Below are 20014 nucleotides of genomic sequence, written 5' to 3'. Positions count from 1 at the left end.
CAGGACAGTCACCCCCGGCGGAACGGGTTGCCCCCCGCAGCCGCCGAGTAAGGATCTCCTTTGAACGAGACTACCGCCCCCAACGCCCATAGCGCAGCAGTGCCGCCGCTGCCCGTACCCACCGACGCTCCGGCGTCTGAAGGTTCAGCCCTGCTGGACCAGCTCAGGACATCGATCGCCAAGTTCGTGATCCTGCCCAGCGAGGAGTCCCTGGACGCGGTCGTGCTGTGGGTCGCGGCTACCCACCTGCAGACTTCGTGGCAGCACGCGCCTCGCCTGGCCGTGGTGGGGCCTGCGAAACGCTGCGGCAAGTCCCGCCTGCTCGACGTACTCACCGAGACTGTCCACGACCCGATCATCACGGTGAACTCCACAGCGGCGGCGATCTTCCGCGCCATCACCGAGGAGCCGCCGACCCTGCTGGTCGACGAGGCCGACACCATCTTCGGCAGCCCCAAGCAGGCGGAGAAGAACGAGGATCTGCGCGGTCTGCTCAACGCCGGGCACCAGCGCGGCCGACCGGTCCTGCGGGTCGTCGGCAAGGAGCACACCCCGCATCGCTTCGCCACCTTCGCCATGGCAGCCATCGCGGGCATCGGCGACCTTCCTGACACGATCATGGATCGCTCGGTGGTGATCCGGATGCGCCGCCGCGCCGAAGGCGAGCGCGTGAGCCCGTACCGCACCAAGCGCGACAGCACCACGCTGCACCGACTGCGCACGAGGCTCGCACGCTGGGCCAAGCCCCTTGCGGGTCGTGCCCTGCATCTGGAACCGGCCATGCCGGTCGAAGACCGAGCAGCCGACACCTGGGAGCCCCTGGTGATCGTCGCCGACCTCGCGGGTGGCACGTGGCCCGAGCGCGCCCGCGTTGCCTGCACTCGGATGGTCGCGGCCGAGGTCGAGGCCGAGGAGGACAGCCCGAGCAACGCTCGCATCCTCTCCGACGTCCGCCGCGCCTTCGCCGCAGCGGGAGACCCTGAGAGCGTGTCGACGGACGCTCTCCTCTACGCGCTCAACAGCGACCCCGAGGCCCCCTGGGCCGAGTCAGCGCGCGGCGGACTCACCGCACGCGCCCTGTCAGGGATGCTGCGCGAGTTCGGCATCCGCCCCGCGAACGTGCGCATGCCCGACCAGACACAGCGCAAGGGCTACACGCGCGCCAAGTTCACGGACGCCTGGAAGCGCTACTGCCCCACCGTCCACCCTCTCGACGCCTCAACCGCGGCCACCGGCACTCAGCCGAGCTGACCCCGCCCTGTCGGTCGCTGCCCCAGCCCGACCGGGCAGCGACCGGCAGAGCACCTCACCTCGACGGCCACGGCAGGCCGACCCCGGCCTGCGCCGTCTCGTGCCGTCCTTGCCGTCCCAGCCATAAAACAGCAGGTCAAAGGCCCTCTATCCAAGACGGCACAGCGTCCCAAGACGGATAACGATCCGTCTTGGCACCGGAGGCCAGGCCGCTGGCCGCCCTCACGGCGACAGCTCACCCGCTCATGGCTGGCCCCGTGGCCGGTGAGCCCGCATGGCACAAGACGCGCGGCACAGCGCGCGAAGACGCCACGGCGGACCCTGCCGCACCGGTCTGACCTGCAGCGTCAACGCCAAGACGGCCAAGACGGATCCCCACAGACACCACCCACGCCCCCGTATGCGAGGCCACGCCATGCCCCTCTCCCCTGTATCCGCCACGCCCCCAGGCCGCCATCGCGCTACCTGGTGGGACCGGCTGTCCATCGTCCTACTCGGCGTCGCTGGATGCGCCCTGTCCTTCGACGCACTGCGGCAGATGGCCACCGCCGTCCACGTCCGCCACCCGCTCACCTACCTGTTCCCCGTCGTCATCGACGGCTTCATCGCCTACGGCGTACGCGCCCTGCTCGTCCTGCGAGAGGCGCCGCTACCGGCACGCCTGTACGCGTGGACGCTGTTCATCGCGGCCACCTGCGCGAGCATCTGGGCCAACGGCCTGCACGCCCTCGACCTCAACCAGCCGGGCTCCGCAGCCCTGCGGTTGGACGACACCACCGTCGCCGTGCTGTCCGCTACCGCCCCGCTCGCCCTCGCTGGCGCCACCCATCTCCACATCCTGATCACCCGCTACGGCACCTCGCCGGCATCCACCACCGAGCGCCAGTCCGGAACTCCGACACAGGTTCCGGACGGTACGCAACCGGTGCCCCCGAACCCTGTAGAGGTTCCGGACGTTGACCCCGCCCCGCTGACCTCAGCGGACATTCCCCGCGAGGAGAGCCTCGCCGTCAGCCCGCTGGACGGGGGCGTCGAAACCTCAGATGCCGACTGTGCGGCCCAGGCCATATCCGGTGGCGCAGATAATCCGGACGGCGCAGAGGAGGAATCCGGACAGGCGTCGGACTCCGCAGGCCAGGAGCCGGAGGAGAGTGCAGTGCTTCAGCCCGTCCCCAAGGGAGGGCGGCCCCCTCTGGCATCCATCACGCAGCTCGCCGACGTTATCAGCGCTGCACACCCCGACGGCTCCGGACTGACCCGCGACAGCGCCCGAGAGGCAGTCGAGAAGGCCGGACTCGGGGCCGCGACCGGCCGTTTGACCGAAGCCATCGCCCTGGTCCGCCAGCGCACGCAGGCGCTCCCGCATCCCACCGGCTGAGACGCCTCACAAAGAGCCATCGCCCGGAGCCGGACCGGTTCCGGGCGATGCCCTCTTCCTCGCCCTACCTGAGAAGCCCGGCACGGCCAAACCGCCGAGCGCGAGCACATTGACCTCCTGTCAGCACCCCCGCGCGATCCCGCACTGGAGCCCCCACCGCTCATGAGCCCCAACCCCTTCTCCCGTAAAGCCCGCCGCACACACTCCGGAAGCACCCGGCAGGCTGCGGCCCCGCACCGTCACGACACGACGGAGAGCACCCCCGTCAACAGCGGAGCGAGCTGGGGCGAAGTCCGCATCGCCGAGGGCGATGCGGACTTCGCGCTCGGGTCCGCCCCGGTCGAGGCGGACCAGGTCCGCGCCCAGCGGGGCACGGACCACAAGGCGGTGGAGGCCGAGCGCGACCTCCATCAGGACAAGGACCAGCCCACCGTCGACCACTCAGATCCCAGCGAGCCCGCCGAAGACGTCGCGCGCTTCGAATCCACCATCACCGCCGACGCGTTCGTGCACCACGGCATCGCCGCGTACGACGTCCCCGCACCCGCCGAAGACGACACCTCACCCGGCTCCGCACGTCGGCGGCGGCTGAGCGAGGTGCTGTACCGGCCGCGTTCCGGGATCAAGCGCGATGTGCAACTGACGTGCTCGGCCGAACCGGCAGAGCGCGACTTCATCGACCGCGCCGCACGCGAGGCGAAGCGCTCTCGCTCGGCCTTTCTGATGGACGCGGCACTGACGTTCGCCCACGCCTACCTGCCCGACCAGCGTCCCGCCGCCGTACCCGCGCTGCCCTCGCCGCAGGCGACCCAGGAGCTGATGGTCTTGGCCGGCAGGCTGCTGCGGGAGTTCCACCGGATCGGTTCGAACCTCAACCAGATCGTCCGCGCGATCCACAGCGGCGACCTGCCCGACCGCGCCGAGCAGGTACTCGATGAACTGCACCAGGTCGCGCGGCTGACACGTCGCACGCTGGAGCAGGTTCTGGCGGGTGGTGGTCGCCGTGGTGCCTGACGTCTCCACCGGGGATCGCACGCGCGGTCTGCTCTCCTACCTCTTCGGACCGGGCCGCCGTAATGAGCACACCGACCCGCACATCGTCGCCGCCTTCGCCCTGCCCGGTATCACCGATCCCGGACGCGTTCCCCTCGAAGAGCACCAGGCCGCGCTCTCCGATCTCGCGCAGTACCTCGACCAGCCGGTCGAACTGCGCCGGCAGCGCACCGGGAAGAAGGTGCCGCAGCACGTATGGCACTGCCCTGTCCGCACAGCCCCCGGCGACCGCTACCTCACCGACGCCGAATGGGCCGAGGTCGCCCGCCGCGTCGTCCACGCCACCGGCATTGCCCCGCACGGCGACGACTCGGGCTGCCGGTGGATCGCGGTCCGGCACGCCGAGGACCACATCCACATCATGGCCACCAGCGTGCGCGAGGACGGTCGCCGCCCACGCAACAAACGCGACGGCCAGCGTGCCCAGGCCGAGTGCCGCAAGATTGAGATCGAACTCGGGCTGCGGCGCCTGAAGTCCGGCGATGGCACCGCCCCGAAGACGCCCACCGGGGCTGAAGTGGCCAAGGCGGAGCGCCAAGGCCGGAAGATGACAGCGCGGCAGTGGCTGCGGGAGCACGCATACGCCGCCGCAGCAGCCGCCCTCGATGAACACGAGTACTTCGCCGTACTCACCGCCCTGGGCATCAAAGTCCAGACACGGATCGGCCCAGAGACCGGTGAGACCACCGGCTACAGCCTCGCCGCCCCCGGCCACACCGACGCCAAGAACGAGCCGATCTACTACGCCGGCTCTACCCTCGCCCCTGACCTGTCCCTCAACCGCCTGCGCGAACGCTTCACCTCGGCACCTGCAGACACCAACGTCACGGCTACGGTCCGCGCCAACGGCCAGGGCGCAAAGGGCGACGCATGGCGACGCGCCGAGAAAGAACTGCGCACCGTCCACACCTTCCTCCTCGGGACGGAAGACGGTCAGGACCGGGAGACGTTCGACAGGCAGGTACAGGCCCAGGCGGCAGCGTTCGCCGAACTGCTCCACAACACGGCCGCCACCGCCCCGAAGGGAGCACGAGCCGAACTGCACGCCGCGGCAGTCACGTTCGACCGGGCCAACCGATCGGCGATCCGCGCCGAGCACCAGAGCGCTTACGCCCTACGGCAGGCAGGCAAGGAACTGATACGTGCCGTCGGAGGCAGCGAGGACGGCTCCGCTGTCGCCGCCCTGCTGGCCACGGCGGTCTACGTACTGATCGCCCTGGACCACTGGCACCAGCAGCGCGGCCACCAGCAGCAGGCCGCCGCCACTCAGCAGTCCCTCACCCACCTGCAGGCCGCTTACCAGCACACCGCCCGCCCTGTACTCTCCCGCCTTGCCGAACGAACCCCCGGACCGGACGAGACCCGACGCCTCACAGCAGTCGTCCAAGCGGTCGTACCCGAGCACGCCAAGCGCATCCTCACCGACCCGGCCTGGCCCGCCCTCGCCACCACCCTGGCCCAAGCCGAATCAGCCGGCACCCCACCCCGGCAAGCACTCACAGCCGCGGCCGGACAACGCGAACTGGACAGCGCCGACCGCCCCGCCGAAGTCCTCATCTGGCGACTCCGCAACACCACCGCCGAGCAGACAAACGCCCGCACCCGCTCGGCCACCACCCGCACCCGTCAAGCGACAACCACCAGCTCCCCGCCCACCACCACACCCCCCGCCATCCAGCGGCCCGACGACACCATGCGCCGCAGGCGCTGACACCAAACCCCAGAACGAGTCACGTCCGCACCCGCCAGGCTCGAGACCGAGGCTGAAGCTCTCCGCCCAGGGCCGTTCAGTCTCTGAACCACGCTGCGTTCAGAGACTGAACACGCGGCGCGTTCCCCGAGGGAACTGGTCCGACGTTCCTTTGGGGAACAGAAACGCGGCCTCCCGAATCGGGAGGCCGCGCTTAGCACGGGATTGTTCTCAGTTGGCCGGTGCACGCAGAAGCTGCTCCCGCGTGCTCTCCGGTAACACCCGGCGCAGTATCGGGGGGGGGCGAGCTGAGCGAGGCGGCGAATGCGGCGACGAGATCATGCGGCACGCTGGCGCTGAACGACGCAGCCCACAAGTACGGCGCGCCAATGGCGGGTGGCTTTGTCCACGAGAACGGACAGCAGATGTACACCACTTCGGGAGGCACCCCGCCGCACATAGAAATCGAACTGTCCAGCAGACACGACAGCGGCCGGCGCCATCCCGACTTATTGGGGGTCGGTAAGGAGCATGTCCCCAGCGGCAACGTAGTCCGGACCTTGGAAAGCCGTCGGCGCTAAGGCGTCTCCGGTGGTTAGTGGGCGTCGTTGAGGTACTCGCGGACCTGGGTGTTCACTGCGGGATGCGCGTCACCGCTGACCGCGCCCAGGCCCGCGAGCAGGCGCAGCCCGTCCTCGGCGGGGCTGCCGGGGGTCGCGGACAGCACCAGCAGCTCCATGCTCGGTTCATCCGGTAGTGCGAAGTTCTCCTGGTGCAGTTCCAGCAGTCCGACCAGCGGGTGCTGGTACGCCTTGCGTCCATGTGTGCGGGCGCGCACGTCCGCGCGGGCCCAGAGGCGGCGGAAGCGCTCGCTGCCCATCGCCAGCTCACCGATCAGCGAGGCCAGGCGGGGGTCCTCGGGGTACTTACCGGCGGCCAGGCGCAGGTGCCCGACCACGTCGAGGGTGCACTTGTCCCAGTCCGCGTAAAGGCCGCGTTCGGCCTCGTCAAGGAAGATGTGCCGGGCGGTGTTCAGGCCTGGCATCGGCCGGCCGTAGAGGAGCCCGGCGAGGCGGTTCCCGGCGAGCACGTCCAGGCGGTGGTCCATGATCAGCGCGGGTGCGTCGGTGACCAGGTCGAGGACGCGCAGCAACTCCGGCCGGACCCGCCCGCCGGGCGCCTTCGCGCGGCGGCGGCGCTGCCGGGCGAGCCGGTCAAGGTGCCCGCGTTCGGTCTCGTCGAGGCCGAGGACGCGGGCGAGCGCGTCGAGGACCTGCTCGGAGGGCTGGGTCGCGCGGCCCTGCTCCAGGCGTACGTAGTAGTCGACGCTGACGCCGGACAGGTGCGCGACCTCTTCGCGGCGCAGCCCTTCGACCCGGCGGCGGCTGTCGGTGGGGATGCCGACGGCCGCCGGGTCGACCCGGGAACGCCGGGTCCGCAGGAAGCCCGCAAGATCGTCCATGCCTCCAGTATCGCCTCGGTGGAGCCTGTGAAGGTGGCCCTGCCAGTACCAGGAAGTCCCGTCCGATGGAAGAGGCGGCCCTGAACACCGGGCGCCGCGACGCCCAGAATCGAAGGCATCTGATCCGAGGGAGTTTCCATGAAGACGCTGATCGTCTACGCCCACCCGGAGCCGAAGTCGCTCAACGGCTCGCTAAAGAACCTCGCGGTGTCCACATTGGAGAATGCCGGGCACGAGGTACGGGTGAGCGATCTGTACGCGATGAACTGGAAGGCGGTCGTGGACGCCGCGGACTACGGCCCCGACGCCTCAAGTCCGCTGAAGGTCGCCCGGGACTCGGGCCGGGCCTTCGACGCTGGGACGCTCACCCCGGACGTCCTCGCCGAGCAGGAGAAGCTGCTGTGGGCCGACACGATCATTTTCCAGTTCCCGCTGTGGTGGTACACGATGCCCGCGATCCTCAAGGGCTGGGTGGACCGGGTGTTTACCTTCCACTTTGCGTACGGCGTCGGCGAGCACAGCGACACCAAGTACGGCGAGCGCTTCGGCGAGGGCACCCTCGCGGGCAGGAAGGCTCTGCTGTCGGTGACCGCTGGCGGCCCGGAGCCGCATTACGCCGCTCGCGGGATCAACGGCCCCATCGAGGATCTGCTGTTCCCAATCCACCACGGGATCCTCTATTACCCGGGCATCGAGGTGCTGCCGCCGTTCGTGCTGTACGGCACCGACCGAATGACCGGCGAGGACTACCCGGACGTCGCCAAGGCCTGGGAGCAGCGCCTGCTCACCCTGGAGTCGACCGAGCCGATCCCGTTCCGGCGGCAGAACTTCGGCGACTACGAGATCCCCTCCCTGCACCTTAAGGAGGGACTGGAGCCCGCGGGCCGCACGGGCTTCGGGCTGCACGTGCGCGGCTAACTGCCGGCGATGAACAGGACGAGCTGGGGTGCGAACCCGAGGAGCAGCCTGAGGGCCGTGGCGGCGGTGGCGGCCGACGCGGCCAGCTACCTGCTCTCGGCCCTGGGCCCCCGCACCGCAGCCCGAGCCGGAGGCGACCCCGAGCCTCGCCTGACGGACCGCCACAGCCGTCACCGCAATCGGGCTGCGCCGCCTTACCTCAGGACGGTTCCCCCTGCGCCTCCAGTTGGGAGATGAGCGCGGCGGCGCCCCTCCCCGGACGTCAGCACACTTGCGGGCCCGCCGGGTGAACAGCGTGCTGCTCATTCTCGTGAACATCGAACAGCCGCCGATCGGGTGCCTCCGGAAGTGGTGTACATCTGCTGTCCGTTCTCGTGTACAAAGCCAGGCGGGCTCCGCCCATGCCTGCCAACCAACCGGCCCCCTCTCGTCTGTCTCGATCGTCAGGATGCGCGGGTCGGCGTCCTGGACGAGAGGCGGCACCTCACCGAGGCTGAGACGGACAGTGAAGGTGGGGTGCATCGCTGTTGTCAGGGGCTGGTCGGCGTCGCGGAGCCAGCCGTGCTCGGTGGCCTTGTCGAGTACCGCCCTGGGACCTGTGGACACGGCGCTGCGGTGGTCACGCGCGTCGAGTGCGAGGAGGAAGTCGGTCAGGACCTCGCCCGGGACGCCGCCCGTGAAATACGCGGACCACTCCGCAAGCGGACTGCTTGTGCCCGAGCGGGTCGAGATGTGCCACGCGATCGGCAGGCCGCCGAGATGAAACGGCTCGTCCGCCAGCACCCACTGCGCCCATCGGAGGGCGTCCGGGCTGATGTGGAGGACCGTGCTACGCATGCGTTCATACTGGTCAGCTTGCTGGAGAGTTCCCAGAACCGGGATGCCGAATCGGGGCCGGCGGCACAGGGTTTGACTCCGCCGATGAGCACTAGGACCGGGCTCAGGAGCTGGCCGCCGCCGATGCGTTGCCTTGTTGACATCATCCCTGCGCAGGGGGGACGCCATCCTCCCCGGCCCCAGATGTGTTGGGAGCGGGCGGTTTGGCCGCCGTGCCAAGCGCTGCCAGCCGCTGGCGCAGCACTGCCAGGGGGCGGGCGGAGGAGCGTTGCCCAAAGGCGGCGAGGAAGACGCTCACGAACGCTGCGCTGAAGATCCAGGGCGCCAGAGCCTCGGGCAGGATGCGCAGCTGCAGCAGGGCGTAGACGACTACCGAACTCGTGGCGAGCCCCAGCGTGGTGATGGCCGCGAGTCGCCTCCCTTCCCGCCGGTCGTCGCCGGCCTCGGGAGGAAGGTCCTGCTCATCAAGCAGCTGCGTGACCCGCGGTGTGGCCAGACGGCTCGCAATCGTTAGGGATTGCCGGCCGAGCGTCCGCGCCGCCTCTAGGTCAGAGAGCAAAGAGCCCTGTGTCGCTCTGAGGGCCGCTTCGACACGCCGCAGATGCTGGGTGAGGGCTTTCCTATGAGCAGAGTGGCGTGTGATGCCCATTCCGTTCCCCGTCGCGCGCCAGAGGTCTGCAAGGAGCACCCCAAGTTGCTCATCAAGTCGCTTCATCAGACGCGCCTGCTCGTCCCCCGGCGCGGTGAGTAGTTCTCCACAGGTCTCGGCGATGGCGAGCGCCGGCGGAACAGGCCGCTCGGTCCATGCCGGCGGCTTCCGTGCGACCCTCTTCACGCCCTGGCAGATCAGAAGCGTGGGGCCTATCGTCGTGGCGCACCACACCACGGCGACGAGGAGTAAGAAGGTCACCGCTTCCACCACGCCGAGCAGCCCGGACGCGAACGTCAGGGGCTTGACCGGCACGTCCTTCACGTAGGAGCCGAATTTCTGCATTGCTGCCAATTGCGAGGCGCCTCCTACGAGGAGCACCGCGAAGGCTGCACTGAGCCGCCACCAGGGGGCGGCGCCCACCGCGCGCTGGTACACGCGAGCCAGGGCCGCCCAGTCGGTGCCGTCCACGCCGTAAGCGTGGATGTGAGCGACCCGGCGGACATTGGCGACTGCTTGGGCGCCACGGCGTTCTGCTCTGGACCTCGGGGTGACCTCTTGCCACACCGTCAGCGCGGCGTTCGAAGCAGCCACCAGCGTTCTCCTAAACGGGAGTTGAGGAAGGGCATCGAGATGATGATGCCTTCTCTCACGCAGTGGCAGCGATTCCGGTTCCACCTCTCGGCGTCCCCCAGCGGCACCCGCATAGAGACCGCACGGTCGGGCTCCAGCGAGCGCTGCCCGACCGATGGGGGTTCCGAACCGGGTGCGAGGAAATGCCACCCGCTCTGAGACAAACACGCGCGGCCAGCACCTGAGACCGTTCCGGGAAGATCTGGTCAGCGTGATGCCCAGTAATGCGAGCCGCGAGATCCTACGAGGCGAATCGAATCCGTTTTCTCGCGGATGTGCTCACTCTCCCTTGGCGAGATCCTGGGCGCCGTGCCGGGTGAGTCGCTGGCAGACGGCCGCTGCCGTTCGCGTGGCGTCCGCTCCAGTTAGGCGGACGTCGATCGCCACTCCGCCGTCGGGGGCGAAGGCGCGGGTCCGCACGGTGTAGGTGACAGTGTTGCCGTCGTCGTTCGTGGTGCAGTACCCGGCGAGCGGGGCGTTGCAGAACCGCCCTTCCGCCGCAGGACGAAGCGCTCGACTTCGGACCTCTGTCTCGCTCGCGGCTGCGGCTGGGCACCGCGAGCTGGACGGTGCCGACTGCCCCGCCGAGGTTCTTGTCTGGCGGCTCTGCAACGCCACCGCCGACCGGTGCGACGCCCGCGCTCGCGCGGCTACTACCCGCACCCACCAAGCGACAACCACCAGCACCCGGCCCACCCCCGCCGCCCAGCAGCCGACAACACCGTGCGCCGCAGGCGTTGAAACCCTCCGAGGGGGTGTAGCTCGGTCGGTACGTTGACAATCGAGCCAAGGGGGCCAACAGGGCACCGCCCCCGGTGGTCGAGAGACCCTGCCTGGGGCATCGTCCCGTCAGGGTTGGCTACTGGCTAAGGGACCGCTCGGCGACGTGGGCGACCCGTTCCTCGAACACCTTCGCCGCGTCCGCGGTGATGGTCTTGAGCGCGACCATGCTCGTGAGGATCACGTCGCACAGCTCGCTCTGTACGTCATCCCACGTGTGGCTATTGCCCTTGCGCGGATTGGAACCGGTCGCCCCGTGCACTGCCTCGGCGACCTCGCCGGCCTCTTCGGTGATCTTCAACACGCGCAGCAGGCGAGCCACGTCCGGTGGGACGGTGCTCTCGGCGTCGAGCCATTCGACCAGGCGCTCGACGGTGTCCCAGGTCTCTTGCATCTGTGGTGCTCCGGTCTGTTCGGTGAGTACGGGCTCAGGGGGCCGCTTAGCGGTCGATCGGGCCGGAGGCGACGCTACCGGGGACCGCCCGCAGTGCGGATGCGATCCGCTTGGCCGTATCCGATGGAGTGGCTTGGGTGGTGTCGACGACGAGCACGGGAACTCCCAGGCGGCGCATGGTCTGGTCGGCCCGGCGGTAGAGCGCGGCCTCGCGGGCGGGGACCTTGGGGTCCCGCTCGAACCGATGGTGGGCCCCGCGTTCTGCCAGGCGCCGCCTGATGGCTTGCGGGTCGGCGGTGAGGATCACAGAGAGGTCGGGCAGCAGGATGTCGGCGTTCAGATCGAGCAGGAACCGCTCGGGCACGCCGTCGAGCTGCTGTACGACGAGGGTCGATGCGAGGTAGCGGTCGCACATGACGGTCTCGCCGCCGTCGAGGTGGGGCTGTATCTCGCTGCGGATGTGCTCGTAGCGGTCGGCGGCGACGAGGCAGGCGAGCGCCCGACCTTGGATCTGGTCGGCGTGGGATCGGGTGAACTGGCCGAGGGCACTGGACGAGGGTTCTGCGGTGGTGTGGACCGGGGTGCCGAAGCGGCGCAGCAGCTCGGCGAGGGTGCCGAGCGTGGTCGACTTCCCGACTCCTCCGGGGCCGTCGAGGGTGACGAACCGGCCGTAGGTCATGCCGCAGCCCCCTTCGCGCGGTTGCGGGCGTGCTGCTCGCGGGAGAGGGCGGCCAGGGTGGCGCGAATCGTGGGCAGAGGGACCCCGCCGAACTGGATTCCTACGGAGAAGTTGAACTCGTCTCGGTCGCGCAGGGATTCGTCGGCGCCGTGGTCGGTGAGGTCGACGTCGGCGTAGGCGAGCAGCGTGTCGGGGTCGTGGCCGGTGGCGGTGAGCTGGTGCCAAATAGGGGTTCCGGGGTAGGGGCGGAACTCGAAGACGGATGCGCGGAAATTGCCGGGCAGGGCGTCGGCGAGTTTCCACAGGTTGTGGATATGGCGCACGGTGGCGTCGAGGTCGTCGGGCTGCTCGCCGGGGTAGCCGAGAATGAAGTAGCCCTTGACGTTGATCCCGCGTTCGAGCAGGCGGCGGGTCACGGTTTCCGTCATCTCGGCTGTGATGCGCTTGTCCATCGCTTTGAGCACGCGGTCGCTGCCCGATTCGATGCCGAGGGCGACCTCGCGTAGGCCGTTGCGGGCGAGGATGTCGAGCAGGGCGTCGCCGGCTCGGTGCAGGACGTTGATTCGGCCGGTGGCGTCCCAGACGTAGCGGTCGCCGATCTTGTGGGCGGTGAAGGCTTCCATGGACGGGCCGATGATGCGGGCGGCGCCGAGGAACAGGTCGTCGACGAAGCGGAACGCGGTGGTGCCGAACTCGGCGTGCAGGTGGTCGAGTTCGTCGACGATGTTCGCGGGCTCGCGGGTGCGGATTGCGATGTCGGGGTTGGCGGAGACGGCGGCGCCGCAGAATCCGCAGTCGTACGGGCATCCCCGGCTGCCGACGATGTTCGCCTCGGTGCGGCCGTCGCTGGCGCGGTAGGGGTCTTGGGGGAGATATGCGCGGTCGACGAACGGCAGCTCGTTGACGTTGGGAGCGAGCCACTTCGCGGTGTCCTTGCCGGGGGCGATTCCGGTGCCGTTAGTGCCGAGCAGGCGGTCGCGCCACATCACGCCGGGTAGCTCGGCGCGGCGCTTGGCGTCGTCGAGTAGGGCGACGACGCGGGTTTCTCCTTCGCCCAGGACTAACGCGCTCAGGTTCGACATACGCGCGTCGGCGAGGACGCGCTGCGGCATCGCCTTGGCGTGGTGGCCGCCGACCATGAGGGCGATGTCGAGGGCGAGGCCAGCCGCGATGCGGGCCGATAGTTCGTACGTGGGCGCGAGGAGGTTCATGCCGACCCATCGGGGTCGGGCGTTGTTGATGATGGCGAGGGCCTGGTCGATGCCGAGGCCGTGCGTTTCGGCGTCCAGCACCCCGACGTTGAATCCGGCGTGGGCCGCGTAGGTGGCGATGTAGCCGAGGCCGAGGACGGGCAGGGTGTAGTCGTTCACCCGCGGGCGCAGGGAGTAGTCGCGTAGCGGGGCGTTGACGAACAGGGCGTCGAGAACCCGGTCGGGGTCGGCGCCGGTGATCAGGTCAGGTGCGGTCGGCTGGTGCTCCGTTGTGCTCGGCTGTGCGGGCATGTGTCCCCCAAGCGAGAGTGAACAGAGTGAGGGCGTGCAGATGGTGCCGGTCCGGCGCGTAGCGCTGCCAGGCGGCGGCGAACTCGCGTTCGGAGTCGGGTAGAGGAACGGTGGGTGCGGCGCGGCGTGCCCAAGTGCGCACGGCGAGGTCCCCGTGCGGGTAGACGGAGAAGTCGCCGGTGAAGTCCGCCGTGGCGGCCGAAGCGGTCCACGGGCCCACGCGCGGGATGTCGTCGAGCGCCTTCACGAGGTCGTCCGGGTCGAGCGCGTGCCACTCGTCGGCGTGTTGCAGGTAGGTGGTAGCGGCGGCCTGCAAGGCGGTGCGGTGGAACGCCGCGCCGATCTCGCGGAACGCCTCTTCGGGCAGGTCGAGCACCACCTCGGGGGCCGGGGTGAGCGATACGGGGCCGCGGACCGTATCGCGGGTGCCGTAAGCGGCGCACCACCGGCGGTACAGGGCGCGGGCTTGTGCGGCCCGTACGACCTGTCGTAGCACGGCGGTGGTGATTGCGTCCCACAGGTCCGGGTTGGGCAGCCGTACGACCCGCTCAAGGCCGCCGAGGGCGGTCCGCAGCGCGGCGGGTGCGCCCGGGGGCAGTTGGTCGCCTGAGGTCTGGACGACGCGCGGCGCGCGGGTTGCCTCGCCAAGTGGGTGCAGTTCGAGGGTGCCGTCGGACCAACAGGCTTGCCATGCACTGCGGTTGGCCAGCATCGCGCGGGTCGCGGTACCGTCATCGTGCGTGGTCCATGCCGGGTGATCGGTGATCAGCGTTGCCATGGTTGCCCCTGTTTCTCCGTCGGGTGATGGGCCAGGATCGTACGGTCGCGACGGAGGTTGGCGAGAAGCACGCGTTGATCGAGCTGGTAGAGGCAGGTGCGGCACGCGTACATGTCGGCGTGCATGCCGCTGGATTGGGCAGGGTCGATCCATGTCACGTCGATCCGGGCACGCCCGCACCACAGCCAGCACTCGCCGATCTGCCAGTCGTGGCAGTCCCATAAGGCTCGGGCCTCGGGCTGGCCGGTGGCAGGGTCGATGTCGCGGCGGGTTGGCCGGAACACGGCGTCGGCCTCGGGCAGGCGCGCTGGCCGCAGTTCGAGCGCCGTCATGAGCGCACCCCCTGGCGGCGCATGTGGGTTGTGCCGAGTAGCAGGCGATCGGCGCGGGTACTCGCTGCGAGGTACGCCTCGACCGCGTCCTGCCCCCCGTTGCTGAGTGGGTCAAGGCCGAGAGCGATCGCGACGGGGCAGCCCAGTGTGACGAAGGCGCCCCACCGGACGCCGACGGGGGCTCGCAGCATGAAGTCGCAGCCGTCGACGTCGAGCAGCACGGCGCCGCGCCCCTGCATGTGCAGGCGCGGGCCGATGTGGGGGACCGTCGCGGACGCGGGGGCCAGGGCGAGGGCGTCGGCCAGACCGCGCATGTGCGCCTCGATCGTTGCGGCGGTCTCGTTCTCGCGCCGGGCGGGCGGGTGCGCAGGAGGAGGAAGGCGAGCGGACCGCTCCGTGCGGTATCGATCCAGGTCATGACGCGAACCGTGGCGAGTAGTGCCGCGATCGGCCTTGCGGATGCTGGGGTCTGGTGAGTGGTCAGCATGGCACCGTACGGGTCATGGGGGCACAGGCACGGAGCTTGAATTCGGCCCAGACGACTTTGCCGAGTCCGTCGCGCGGCATGGTTCCCCATCCGTCGGCGAGGGCATCAACGAGGCAGAGGCCGCGCCCGGACAAGTCCTCATCTGCGGGCAATTGCAGGCGTGGCCTGCCGTCGCCTGCGTCGTGCACCTCGATGCGCAGCAGCGCATCGTCGACGATCACCCGTACGAGGAAGAGGTGACCGGCAGGCGTGCCGTGCTCCACCGCGTTGGTGGCCAACTCGGACACGCAGAGGGCGATGTCGTCGATGCGGTGGCGGGCCTGCTCGGTGGGAAGCGCGGCCAGGACGAAAGCACGCACCGCGCCGACGGATGCGGGCGCACGGTTGAACCGACGTTCGCTCTGATCAGTCACGCGCCCTCGTCTCCTTCCTGCCGGGGCGGCGCTGCCAGACGGATGGGTGCTGGGCGAGCATGTCTGGTGCGGGGCTCGGCGATGTCGACCCGCGCTCGGGTCCACTTCGTAGATCCTCAGCAACGGGTCTCCTTACGATCGCTGTCAGACGCGATTGCACATTTCGCGGTGCGGCCTGCTCTGGGAGATCCACGGAACCGCCCCCGGGCAGGAGGCACCAGAGCAGAATTGGGGCAAGCGTGGGGCATCGATGGGGCACACCGGGGCATGACCTGGGATGCCGGTGTGCCATGGAAGTTGAGGACGACGCGGGAGAGATAACCCATGGCGGTGAAGAGGCACGGACTTGTGCGACGCCGCCGTGCTCTGGGGTTCACACAGGAGTCCCTTGCCGAGGCTCTCGGAGTTGAGCGCTCCACGGTCCGACGCTGGGAGTCAGGCGAGTCGGCGACCATCCCGTTCCTGCGGCCCCGTCTGGCCCGGCTCCTTCGAGTGAATGCTGAGGAGTTGGACGAGCTGCTGGCGGTCGCCCCCGAGATGCGGCCCAGCCACACTGAGCGCGTCGGCTACGCACTGCGGCACCCGTCGGGAGCCGATCTCATCGTCGCCGCGGAACTGCGTTCCAACATGGACGACCTGACGGACCGTTATGATGCCGTTCCCTCGGCGACGCTCCTAGCCCACGCGGCACAGCAACTCAACCAAGTGGCATTCCTTGCCGATGAAGCCCCGGCCGGCCGTGTGCAGCGCGAACTGCGCGCTCTCCAGGCAGACGCGGCAACGCTCATGGGCCAGTTAGTGTGGGACGCGTCACAGCGGCGCGACCATGAGACAGCGCGCGCCTACTACGCGCAGAGTCTAGAAGTGGCACGGCACCTGCGAGACCGCGCAACCGAAGGGCATGCGCTGCTGCGCACCTGCTACGTCGCCTTGTACGGAGCGAACGACCACCGTCAGGGTCTCGAACTCGCTCTCCAAGCCGCGCAGACCACCCGGAAGACGAGTCATGCTCTGACTGGTCTTGCGCTGCTGCACGCTGCCGAGGCCCATGCCTTCCTCGGCGAACACAGTGCCTGCGAGCGCGCCCTGCTGGAGGCCGAGAAGCATCTCGAACGGTCCGACGGGGCCGACGCAGGCCACGAGCTGTTCACCCCGACACACTTTGGTCGCCTTGCCGGCTCCTGCTACCTGTCTCTCGGCGACTACGGCAAGGCGCAGCGGTTCTTGGAAGAGACAGCTTCCCAGATGCAGGGGCGCCGCAAGTCACGCGCGATTGTCCTGGGTAACCTCGCGCTGACCGCGATTCGCCAAGGTGACCTCGACGCCGCGCTCGTCGTGTTCAACGACGCCGTTGACGAACTCCAGGGAACGCGCGGAGGTGGTGGGATGAACATCGTCTTCCGCGCCGCCCGCGAACTGCGACCCTGGCGAAGTGAGAACGCAGTACAGGAGGCCCAAGATCGTCTGTTGGCGTTGATGGAGGCGGCATGAGCGAAGAGCAGATGTTCACGGACGTAGACCGCAAGAAGCAGCAGGTGCGCGAGCGCGTATGGGACGCCTTGGACGCCGGCGGTGCCGTCGAGGATGACACCGCCCACGGCCGCATCCCGAACTTCAAGGGATCGAAGGAGGCAGCCGTCAGACTGGGCGAGCTACCCGCCTGGAAGCATGCCAGGGTTATCAAGGCCGTGCCCGACAAGGCCCAACTTCTAGTGCGCGCTCAAGCGTTGTCCGAAGGCAAGACCGTATTCATGGCCGTGCCCAAGCTCGCCGATCCGCACCCCTTCTACCTGCTCGACCCCTCGGCGCTCAGCATCCCCCCGACCGAGGCCGCCTCCAGCCGAGTGGCCGCCAGCGTCGCCCCGAAGGTGGGCGTGGACGCCCTTCGGCCGGTCGACATGGTGGTGCTGGGCAGCGTCGCCGTGAACCGGTCGGGAGTGCGCATCGGCAAGGGGGCCGGTTACTCCGACCTGGAGTTCGCATTCCTCACCGAGGCCGGACTCATCGGTGAGCACACCGTCGTCGTCACCACCGTGCACGGACTGCAAGTCCTCGACGAGGAGCTGCCCGCGACCGCACACGATGTCGGCGTCGATGTGATCGTGACGCCCGAGGAGGTCATCACCTGCCCCTCGCCCCACCGGCCTTCCGGGCTGGTATGGGAACATTTGGACGCACAGAAGATCGCGTCGATCCCCTTGCTCGCGGCACGCGCTCTCGGGTACTGAAGCACGGCATCGCTCGGGGACCTCGGCGAGCCGACGGCAGGGCCAGTACGCGTCGGCCGGTCCGCGGGCGAAGCCTCACACCTTCGCTTTCCAACCCGCCCAACGGTACGACGGCTACTTGGGGTAGGCCGATGGTAACCAAGCGCATGTCATGTCCTTCGAGCCCGACCCGATGTACGTGGAGCCTGCGCGTCGGGTGGCCACGTCCCTGCGCAGTCTGCGCTCGATCAAAGTGAGACCACCGACTGTAGTACTAGGTTGGGCTTCACAGCGTGGACGGAGGGCCACCTTGGACCGCAATGAGCAGCCTGATGATGAAATGACGTCTGCGCCGAGCGAGGAGCCATGCGCGGAGGAACCCACCCCGGATACAGCTCCGCAGCTTCTCGAGACGCCCAAGACAGGAGCCTCCGAGCCCGCGATACTCTCCGCGGACGGCGACGGCGACGGCGACGGCGTCGGCAAAGAGTGGTTCGACCGCCTGTACAGCACCCTTGATTGGCTTCCCCGGCATCCTTCCGTCTGGCAGAGGCTTCCCCGGCGTGGTCAGCAGACTGTCGTCAAGGGGATCAACTACCTACTGCCCTACCAGGAGCACCGACGCCATCTGACAGGCCGACGGCGCCCATGGAACACCATAGAGGTCTCTGACGGCGAGCGCATTAACGTACCGCGCCTATGGGTAGTCGAGTTCTTTCCCCCGAGTGAGCATGAGAACCTGCGCCGCTACTTGGAACGGAACTCTTGGGACCGGGCGGAACGCGACCAGGAGAACAGGAAACGGCTCGATCGGTCACGCAGCCACGTGGGCCGGTCGTGGTGGCGCATCGGAGGCTTGAAGCAGATCAAGTCCAGTTTTTTCTTTCCGGATTTCGGGGAGGGAAGTCTCCATCCCTCCTTTGAAGCCGTCTGCCTGTACGGCCATCAGATCGGGTCCGGGACAACGGCCGTCGTCGCCGAGTTCTTCGTATCCGACGAGGCATCGGACCACCTCGACCAGGTCTGGAGGACCCAGCATGGCCCCGAACTGGTGAAGAGGCGCGGCATGAGGCCACTGGCCGAGGACAGCGCTTGGGTGACGATGCGTCGAACCCAAGAAACTAGACGAGCACTCCATGATGCCGCACGCGACTGGATGGCCGAGAAGTTGCCCGGCAGCTTCGCCTCGAAGGACCGACGCCATTCCGCCTTCGACTTGCTCCTGTTTCAGACCTACCACCCGCAGGATGACCAACCGCCCAGCGGCGAATGGTCTGCCAGTCTGCGAGCGCTGGGCCTCACCCAGGAGTTCATCTGGCTGACCAGCGACTCCCTGCCCGGGTTCGTGCTGCAAAGGACGGAGCCGGATCTTTGCCGGTCCATGGGAGAAGCGCCCAGCTGGGGGCTTGTCGGCTCCCTTGCGGACATTCCCGAGTCGATGGTCCGTCATCGTGGCAGCGACAAGCCCTGGGCGGTCTCCAGCTACGTCAGTGATGTCATTCGCAGCTTCTTCGTCAAGATCGCCCTCACGGAGTTCCTTGGCGAACTTGAACGCTCCTACGCCAAGCTACGGGACAGTGCTAGGCGCCAGCACAGGCAGCTCAAGGGAAAGTATGCAAAGGAGCTCCAGGAGGGCCTGATCACGTTTAGCCTGGACATCAACGCTCTCGCTCGGGACGTCAAGAGCACCAATGAGTATGGACTGTGGCCGGACGAGGCCATGTTCACCATGGGGAACGCACCGTGGGTTCAAACGAAGCAGGAGCCGCTGGACTACAACAAGGTGCTCGCCGAAGCGCAGACGAGGATGGCCTCCGATTTGTCGGACGCTGACCGGGACTACCGGGAGGTTCTCACCGCGGTCTCCGCGCTGGGGGCGTCGGTGGACGCATTCCGCGTGAGCCGCCTGGCTTTGTGGGTGGCAGGCGCGACACTTCTCTTGACGGCGGTAACCCTGGCCATAACGGATGTCGGGGACCACACGATCTGGCACTGGTTGGCCAGGCAGATGTAGAGGTATCTCTTGTCGACGGTGTCCATGAGGTGGGCCATGCAGAGCCGCCACTGCCGACGGAACCTCTCCATCCCTACGATGAAGACCTCCCGGAGAGCCGCACTGAGCGAGGACGAGCGCCTGGACACCCTCGGTCGGCTGCTGACCGATATGGAGATATCGATGCGCCTCTATGTCGCCGGGGTCACCGTGCTCCTTTACGCGCAGCCTTTGACCCGGATCGTCCGGCTCACCGTCGACGACGTGATCCACGACGGCTACACAGTGCTGCTACGACTCGGCGAGCCAGCATCGCCCGTCCCCGCACCAGTCGCTGCTCTGCTGCTGGAACACATCGCGAACCGCGACAACATGAACACCGCCACCAACCAGCATCCCGCTGGCTCTTCCCTGGTCACCGGGCGGGCCAACCGCTCGCCCCGATCACCTGTCCGCACTCTTGGGCGAGGTCGGCGTCCCGGCCGCCGCCCGCGGCGCCGCCATCCGACAGCAACTCCTCGAACTGCCCGCCCCCGTCGTCGCGGACGCACTCGGTCACCACGACAAGACCCCCGCCC

The 20014-nt window shown here is 68.5% G+C and carries 18 protein-coding genes and 2 pseudogenes; 8 read left to right on the top strand and 12 right to left on the bottom strand.

Annotated features, from left to right (window positions below):
- The first annotated feature begins 99 nt into the window (after positions 1–99).
- The 4 genes from P2L57_RS16825 to P2L57_RS16810 all read left to right on the top strand — a co-directional run bounded on the left by P2L57_RS16825 (position 100) and on the right by P2L57_RS16810 (position 5393).
- Entirely contained in the window at positions 100–1251 is a 1152-nt protein-coding gene (locus P2L57_RS16825; protein ID WP_275815334.1) for a DUF3631 domain-containing protein, read from the top strand.
- A gap of 415 nt (positions 1252–1666) precedes the next feature.
- On the top strand, positions 1667–2629 hold the full coding sequence (locus tag P2L57_RS16820) for a DUF2637 domain-containing protein (protein WP_275815189.1): 963 nt from the start codon (positions 1667–1669) through the stop codon (positions 2627–2629).
- Between the two features lie 162 nt (positions 2630–2791).
- Entirely contained in the window at positions 2792–3643 is an 852-nt protein-coding gene (locus P2L57_RS16815) for a type II toxin -antitoxin system TacA 1-like antitoxin (protein ID WP_275815185.1), read from the top strand.
- A complete protein-coding gene (locus tag P2L57_RS16810) occupies positions 3633–5393 on the top strand; it encodes a relaxase/mobilization nuclease domain-containing protein (protein ID WP_275815182.1) in 1761 nt (586 codons plus the stop codon). Before P2L57_RS16815 ends, P2L57_RS16810 begins: the two co-directional genes overlap by 11 nt.
- 210 nt (positions 5394–5603) lie before the next feature.
- Here the strand turns inward: P2L57_RS16810 and P2L57_RS16805 are convergent.
- Together P2L57_RS16805 and P2L57_RS16800 are read right to left on the bottom strand one after the other, a co-directional pair.
- A pseudogene (locus P2L57_RS16805) lies at positions 5604–5784 on the bottom strand (SPDY domain-containing protein); the annotation flags it as partial.
- Positions 5785–5967: 183 nt separating this feature from the next.
- A complete protein-coding gene (locus P2L57_RS16800; RefSeq protein WP_275815179.1) occupies positions 5968–6834 on the bottom strand; it encodes a helix-turn-helix transcriptional regulator in 867 nt (288 codons plus the stop codon).
- Between the two features lie 138 nt (positions 6835–6972).
- Here P2L57_RS16800 and P2L57_RS16795 point away from each other — a divergent pair, with 138 nt between their 5' ends.
- A complete protein-coding gene (locus P2L57_RS16795) occupies positions 6973–7752 on the top strand; it encodes an NAD(P)H-dependent oxidoreductase (protein WP_275815176.1) in 780 nt (259 codons plus the stop codon).
- Between the two features lie 387 nt (positions 7753–8139).
- Here P2L57_RS16795 and P2L57_RS16790 read toward each other — a convergent pair.
- The 9 genes and pseudogenes from P2L57_RS16790 to P2L57_RS16750 all read right to left on the bottom strand — a co-directional run.
- Positions 8140–8589: pseudogene (locus tag P2L57_RS16790) on the bottom strand (SPDY domain-containing protein); the annotation flags it as partial.
- 142 nt (positions 8590–8731) lie between these two features.
- Positions 8732–9709: a hypothetical protein gene (locus tag P2L57_RS16785; RefSeq protein ID WP_275815173.1), complete on the bottom strand. Its 978-nt coding sequence runs from the start codon at positions 9707–9709 to the stop codon at positions 8732–8734.
- A gap of 1021 nt (positions 9710–10730) precedes the next feature.
- Entirely contained in the window at positions 10731–11045 is a 315-nt protein-coding gene (locus P2L57_RS16780) for a MazG-like family protein (protein ID WP_275815171.1), read from the bottom strand.
- A 46-nt stretch (positions 11046–11091) separates the two neighbouring features.
- Positions 11092–11724 carry a dTMP kinase gene (tmk, locus tag P2L57_RS16775; RefSeq protein WP_275815169.1) on the bottom strand — a complete coding sequence of 211 codons (633 nt, stop codon included), beginning with the start codon at positions 11722–11724 and terminating at the stop codon, positions 11092–11094.
- Complete coding sequence (locus P2L57_RS16770) at positions 11721–13226, bottom strand: B12-binding domain-containing radical SAM protein (RefSeq protein ID WP_275815166.1); 1506 nt, start codon at positions 13224–13226, stop codon at positions 11721–11723. Before P2L57_RS16770 ends, tmk begins: the two co-directional genes overlap by 4 nt.
- A complete protein-coding gene (locus P2L57_RS16765) occupies positions 13180–14004 on the bottom strand; it encodes a DNA glycosylase family protein (protein WP_275815164.1) in 825 nt (274 codons plus the stop codon). Before P2L57_RS16765 ends, P2L57_RS16770 begins: the two co-directional genes overlap by 47 nt.
- Complete coding sequence (locus P2L57_RS16760) at positions 13992–14336, bottom strand: hypothetical protein (RefSeq protein WP_275815161.1); 345 nt, start codon at positions 14334–14336, stop codon at positions 13992–13994. The genes P2L57_RS16765 and P2L57_RS16760 overlap by 13 nt, the downstream gene beginning before the upstream one ends.
- Positions 14333–14650, bottom strand: a complete 318-nt coding sequence (locus P2L57_RS16755) for a hypothetical protein (protein WP_275815158.1) — start codon at positions 14648–14650, stop codon at positions 14333–14335. Before P2L57_RS16755 ends, P2L57_RS16760 begins: the two co-directional genes overlap by 4 nt.
- Before the next feature lie 166 nt (positions 14651–14816).
- Complete coding sequence (locus P2L57_RS16750) at positions 14817–15236, bottom strand: ATP-binding protein (RefSeq protein WP_275815154.1); 420 nt, start codon at positions 15234–15236, stop codon at positions 14817–14819.
- Between the two features lie 324 nt (positions 15237–15560).
- Between P2L57_RS16750 and P2L57_RS16745 the strand changes: the two genes are divergently transcribed.
- From P2L57_RS16745 to P2L57_RS16735, 3 genes are all read left to right on the top strand, one after another.
- A complete protein-coding gene (locus P2L57_RS16745; RefSeq protein WP_275815152.1) occupies positions 15561–16727 on the top strand; it encodes a helix-turn-helix transcriptional regulator in 1167 nt (388 codons plus the stop codon).
- Positions 16724–17464: a 5-formyltetrahydrofolate cyclo-ligase gene (locus tag P2L57_RS16740; RefSeq protein ID WP_275815150.1), complete on the top strand. Its 741-nt coding sequence runs from the start codon at positions 16724–16726 to the stop codon at positions 17462–17464. Before P2L57_RS16745 ends, P2L57_RS16740 begins: the two co-directional genes overlap by 4 nt.
- Before the next feature lie 289 nt (positions 17465–17753).
- Entirely contained in the window at positions 17754–19457 is a 1704-nt protein-coding gene (locus P2L57_RS16735) for a hypothetical protein (RefSeq protein ID WP_275815147.1), read from the top strand.
- A gap of 394 nt (positions 19458–19851) precedes the next feature.
- Here P2L57_RS16735 and P2L57_RS16730 read toward each other — a convergent pair whose 3' ends face one another.
- A complete protein-coding gene (locus P2L57_RS16730; protein ID WP_275815144.1) occupies positions 19852–19995 on the bottom strand; it encodes a hypothetical protein in 144 nt (47 codons plus the stop codon).
- Positions 19996–20014 lie beyond the last annotated feature (19 nt).

It is taken from the genome of Streptantibioticus ferralitis (assembly GCF_029223525.1).
GTDB lineage: Bacteria > Actinomycetota > Actinomycetes > Streptomycetales > Streptomycetaceae > Streptantibioticus_A > Streptantibioticus_A ferralitis.
The sequence above is the reverse complement of the archived record's forward strand: the minus strand, read 5'-3'. Positions and strand labels throughout refer to the sequence as shown.

Coding starts and splice junctions, on each gene's coding strand:
- tmk (WP_275815169.1), bottom strand. CDS start 11,724: ATGACCTACGGCCGGTTCGTCACCCTCGACGGCCCCGGAGGAGTCGGG.
- P2L57_RS16795 (WP_275815176.1), top strand. CDS start 6,973: ATGAAGACGCTGATCGTCTACGCCCACCCGGAGCCGAAGTCGCTCAAC.
- P2L57_RS16740 (WP_275815150.1), top strand. CDS start 16,724: ATGAGCGAAGAGCAGATGTTCACGGACGTAGACCGCAAGAAGCAGCAG.
- P2L57_RS16745 (WP_275815152.1), top strand. CDS start 15,561: ATGGCGGTGAAGAGGCACGGACTTGTGCGACGCCGCCGTGCTCTGGGG.
- P2L57_RS16780 (WP_275815171.1), bottom strand. CDS start 11,045: ATGCAAGAGACCTGGGACACCGTCGAGCGCCTGGTCGAATGGCTCGAC.
- P2L57_RS16820 (WP_275815189.1), top strand. CDS start 1,667: ATGCCCCTCTCCCCTGTATCCGCCACGCCCCCAGGCCGCCATCGCGCT.
- P2L57_RS16755 (WP_275815158.1), bottom strand. CDS start 14,650: ATGCGCGGTCTGGCCGACGCCCTCGCCCTGGCCCCCGCGTCCGCGACG.
- P2L57_RS16815 (WP_275815185.1), top strand. CDS start 2,792: ATGAGCCCCAACCCCTTCTCCCGTAAAGCCCGCCGCACACACTCCGGA.
- P2L57_RS16765 (WP_275815164.1), bottom strand. CDS start 14,004: ATGGCAACGCTGATCACCGATCACCCGGCATGGACCACGCACGATGAC.
- P2L57_RS16760 (WP_275815161.1), bottom strand. CDS start 14,336: ATGACGGCGCTCGAACTGCGGCCAGCGCGCCTGCCCGAGGCCGACGCC.
- P2L57_RS16800 (WP_275815179.1), bottom strand. CDS start 6,834: ATGGACGATCTTGCGGGCTTCCTGCGGACCCGGCGTTCCCGGGTCGAC.
- P2L57_RS16770 (WP_275815166.1), bottom strand. CDS start 13,226: ATGCCCGCACAGCCGAGCACAACGGAGCACCAGCCGACCGCACCTGAC.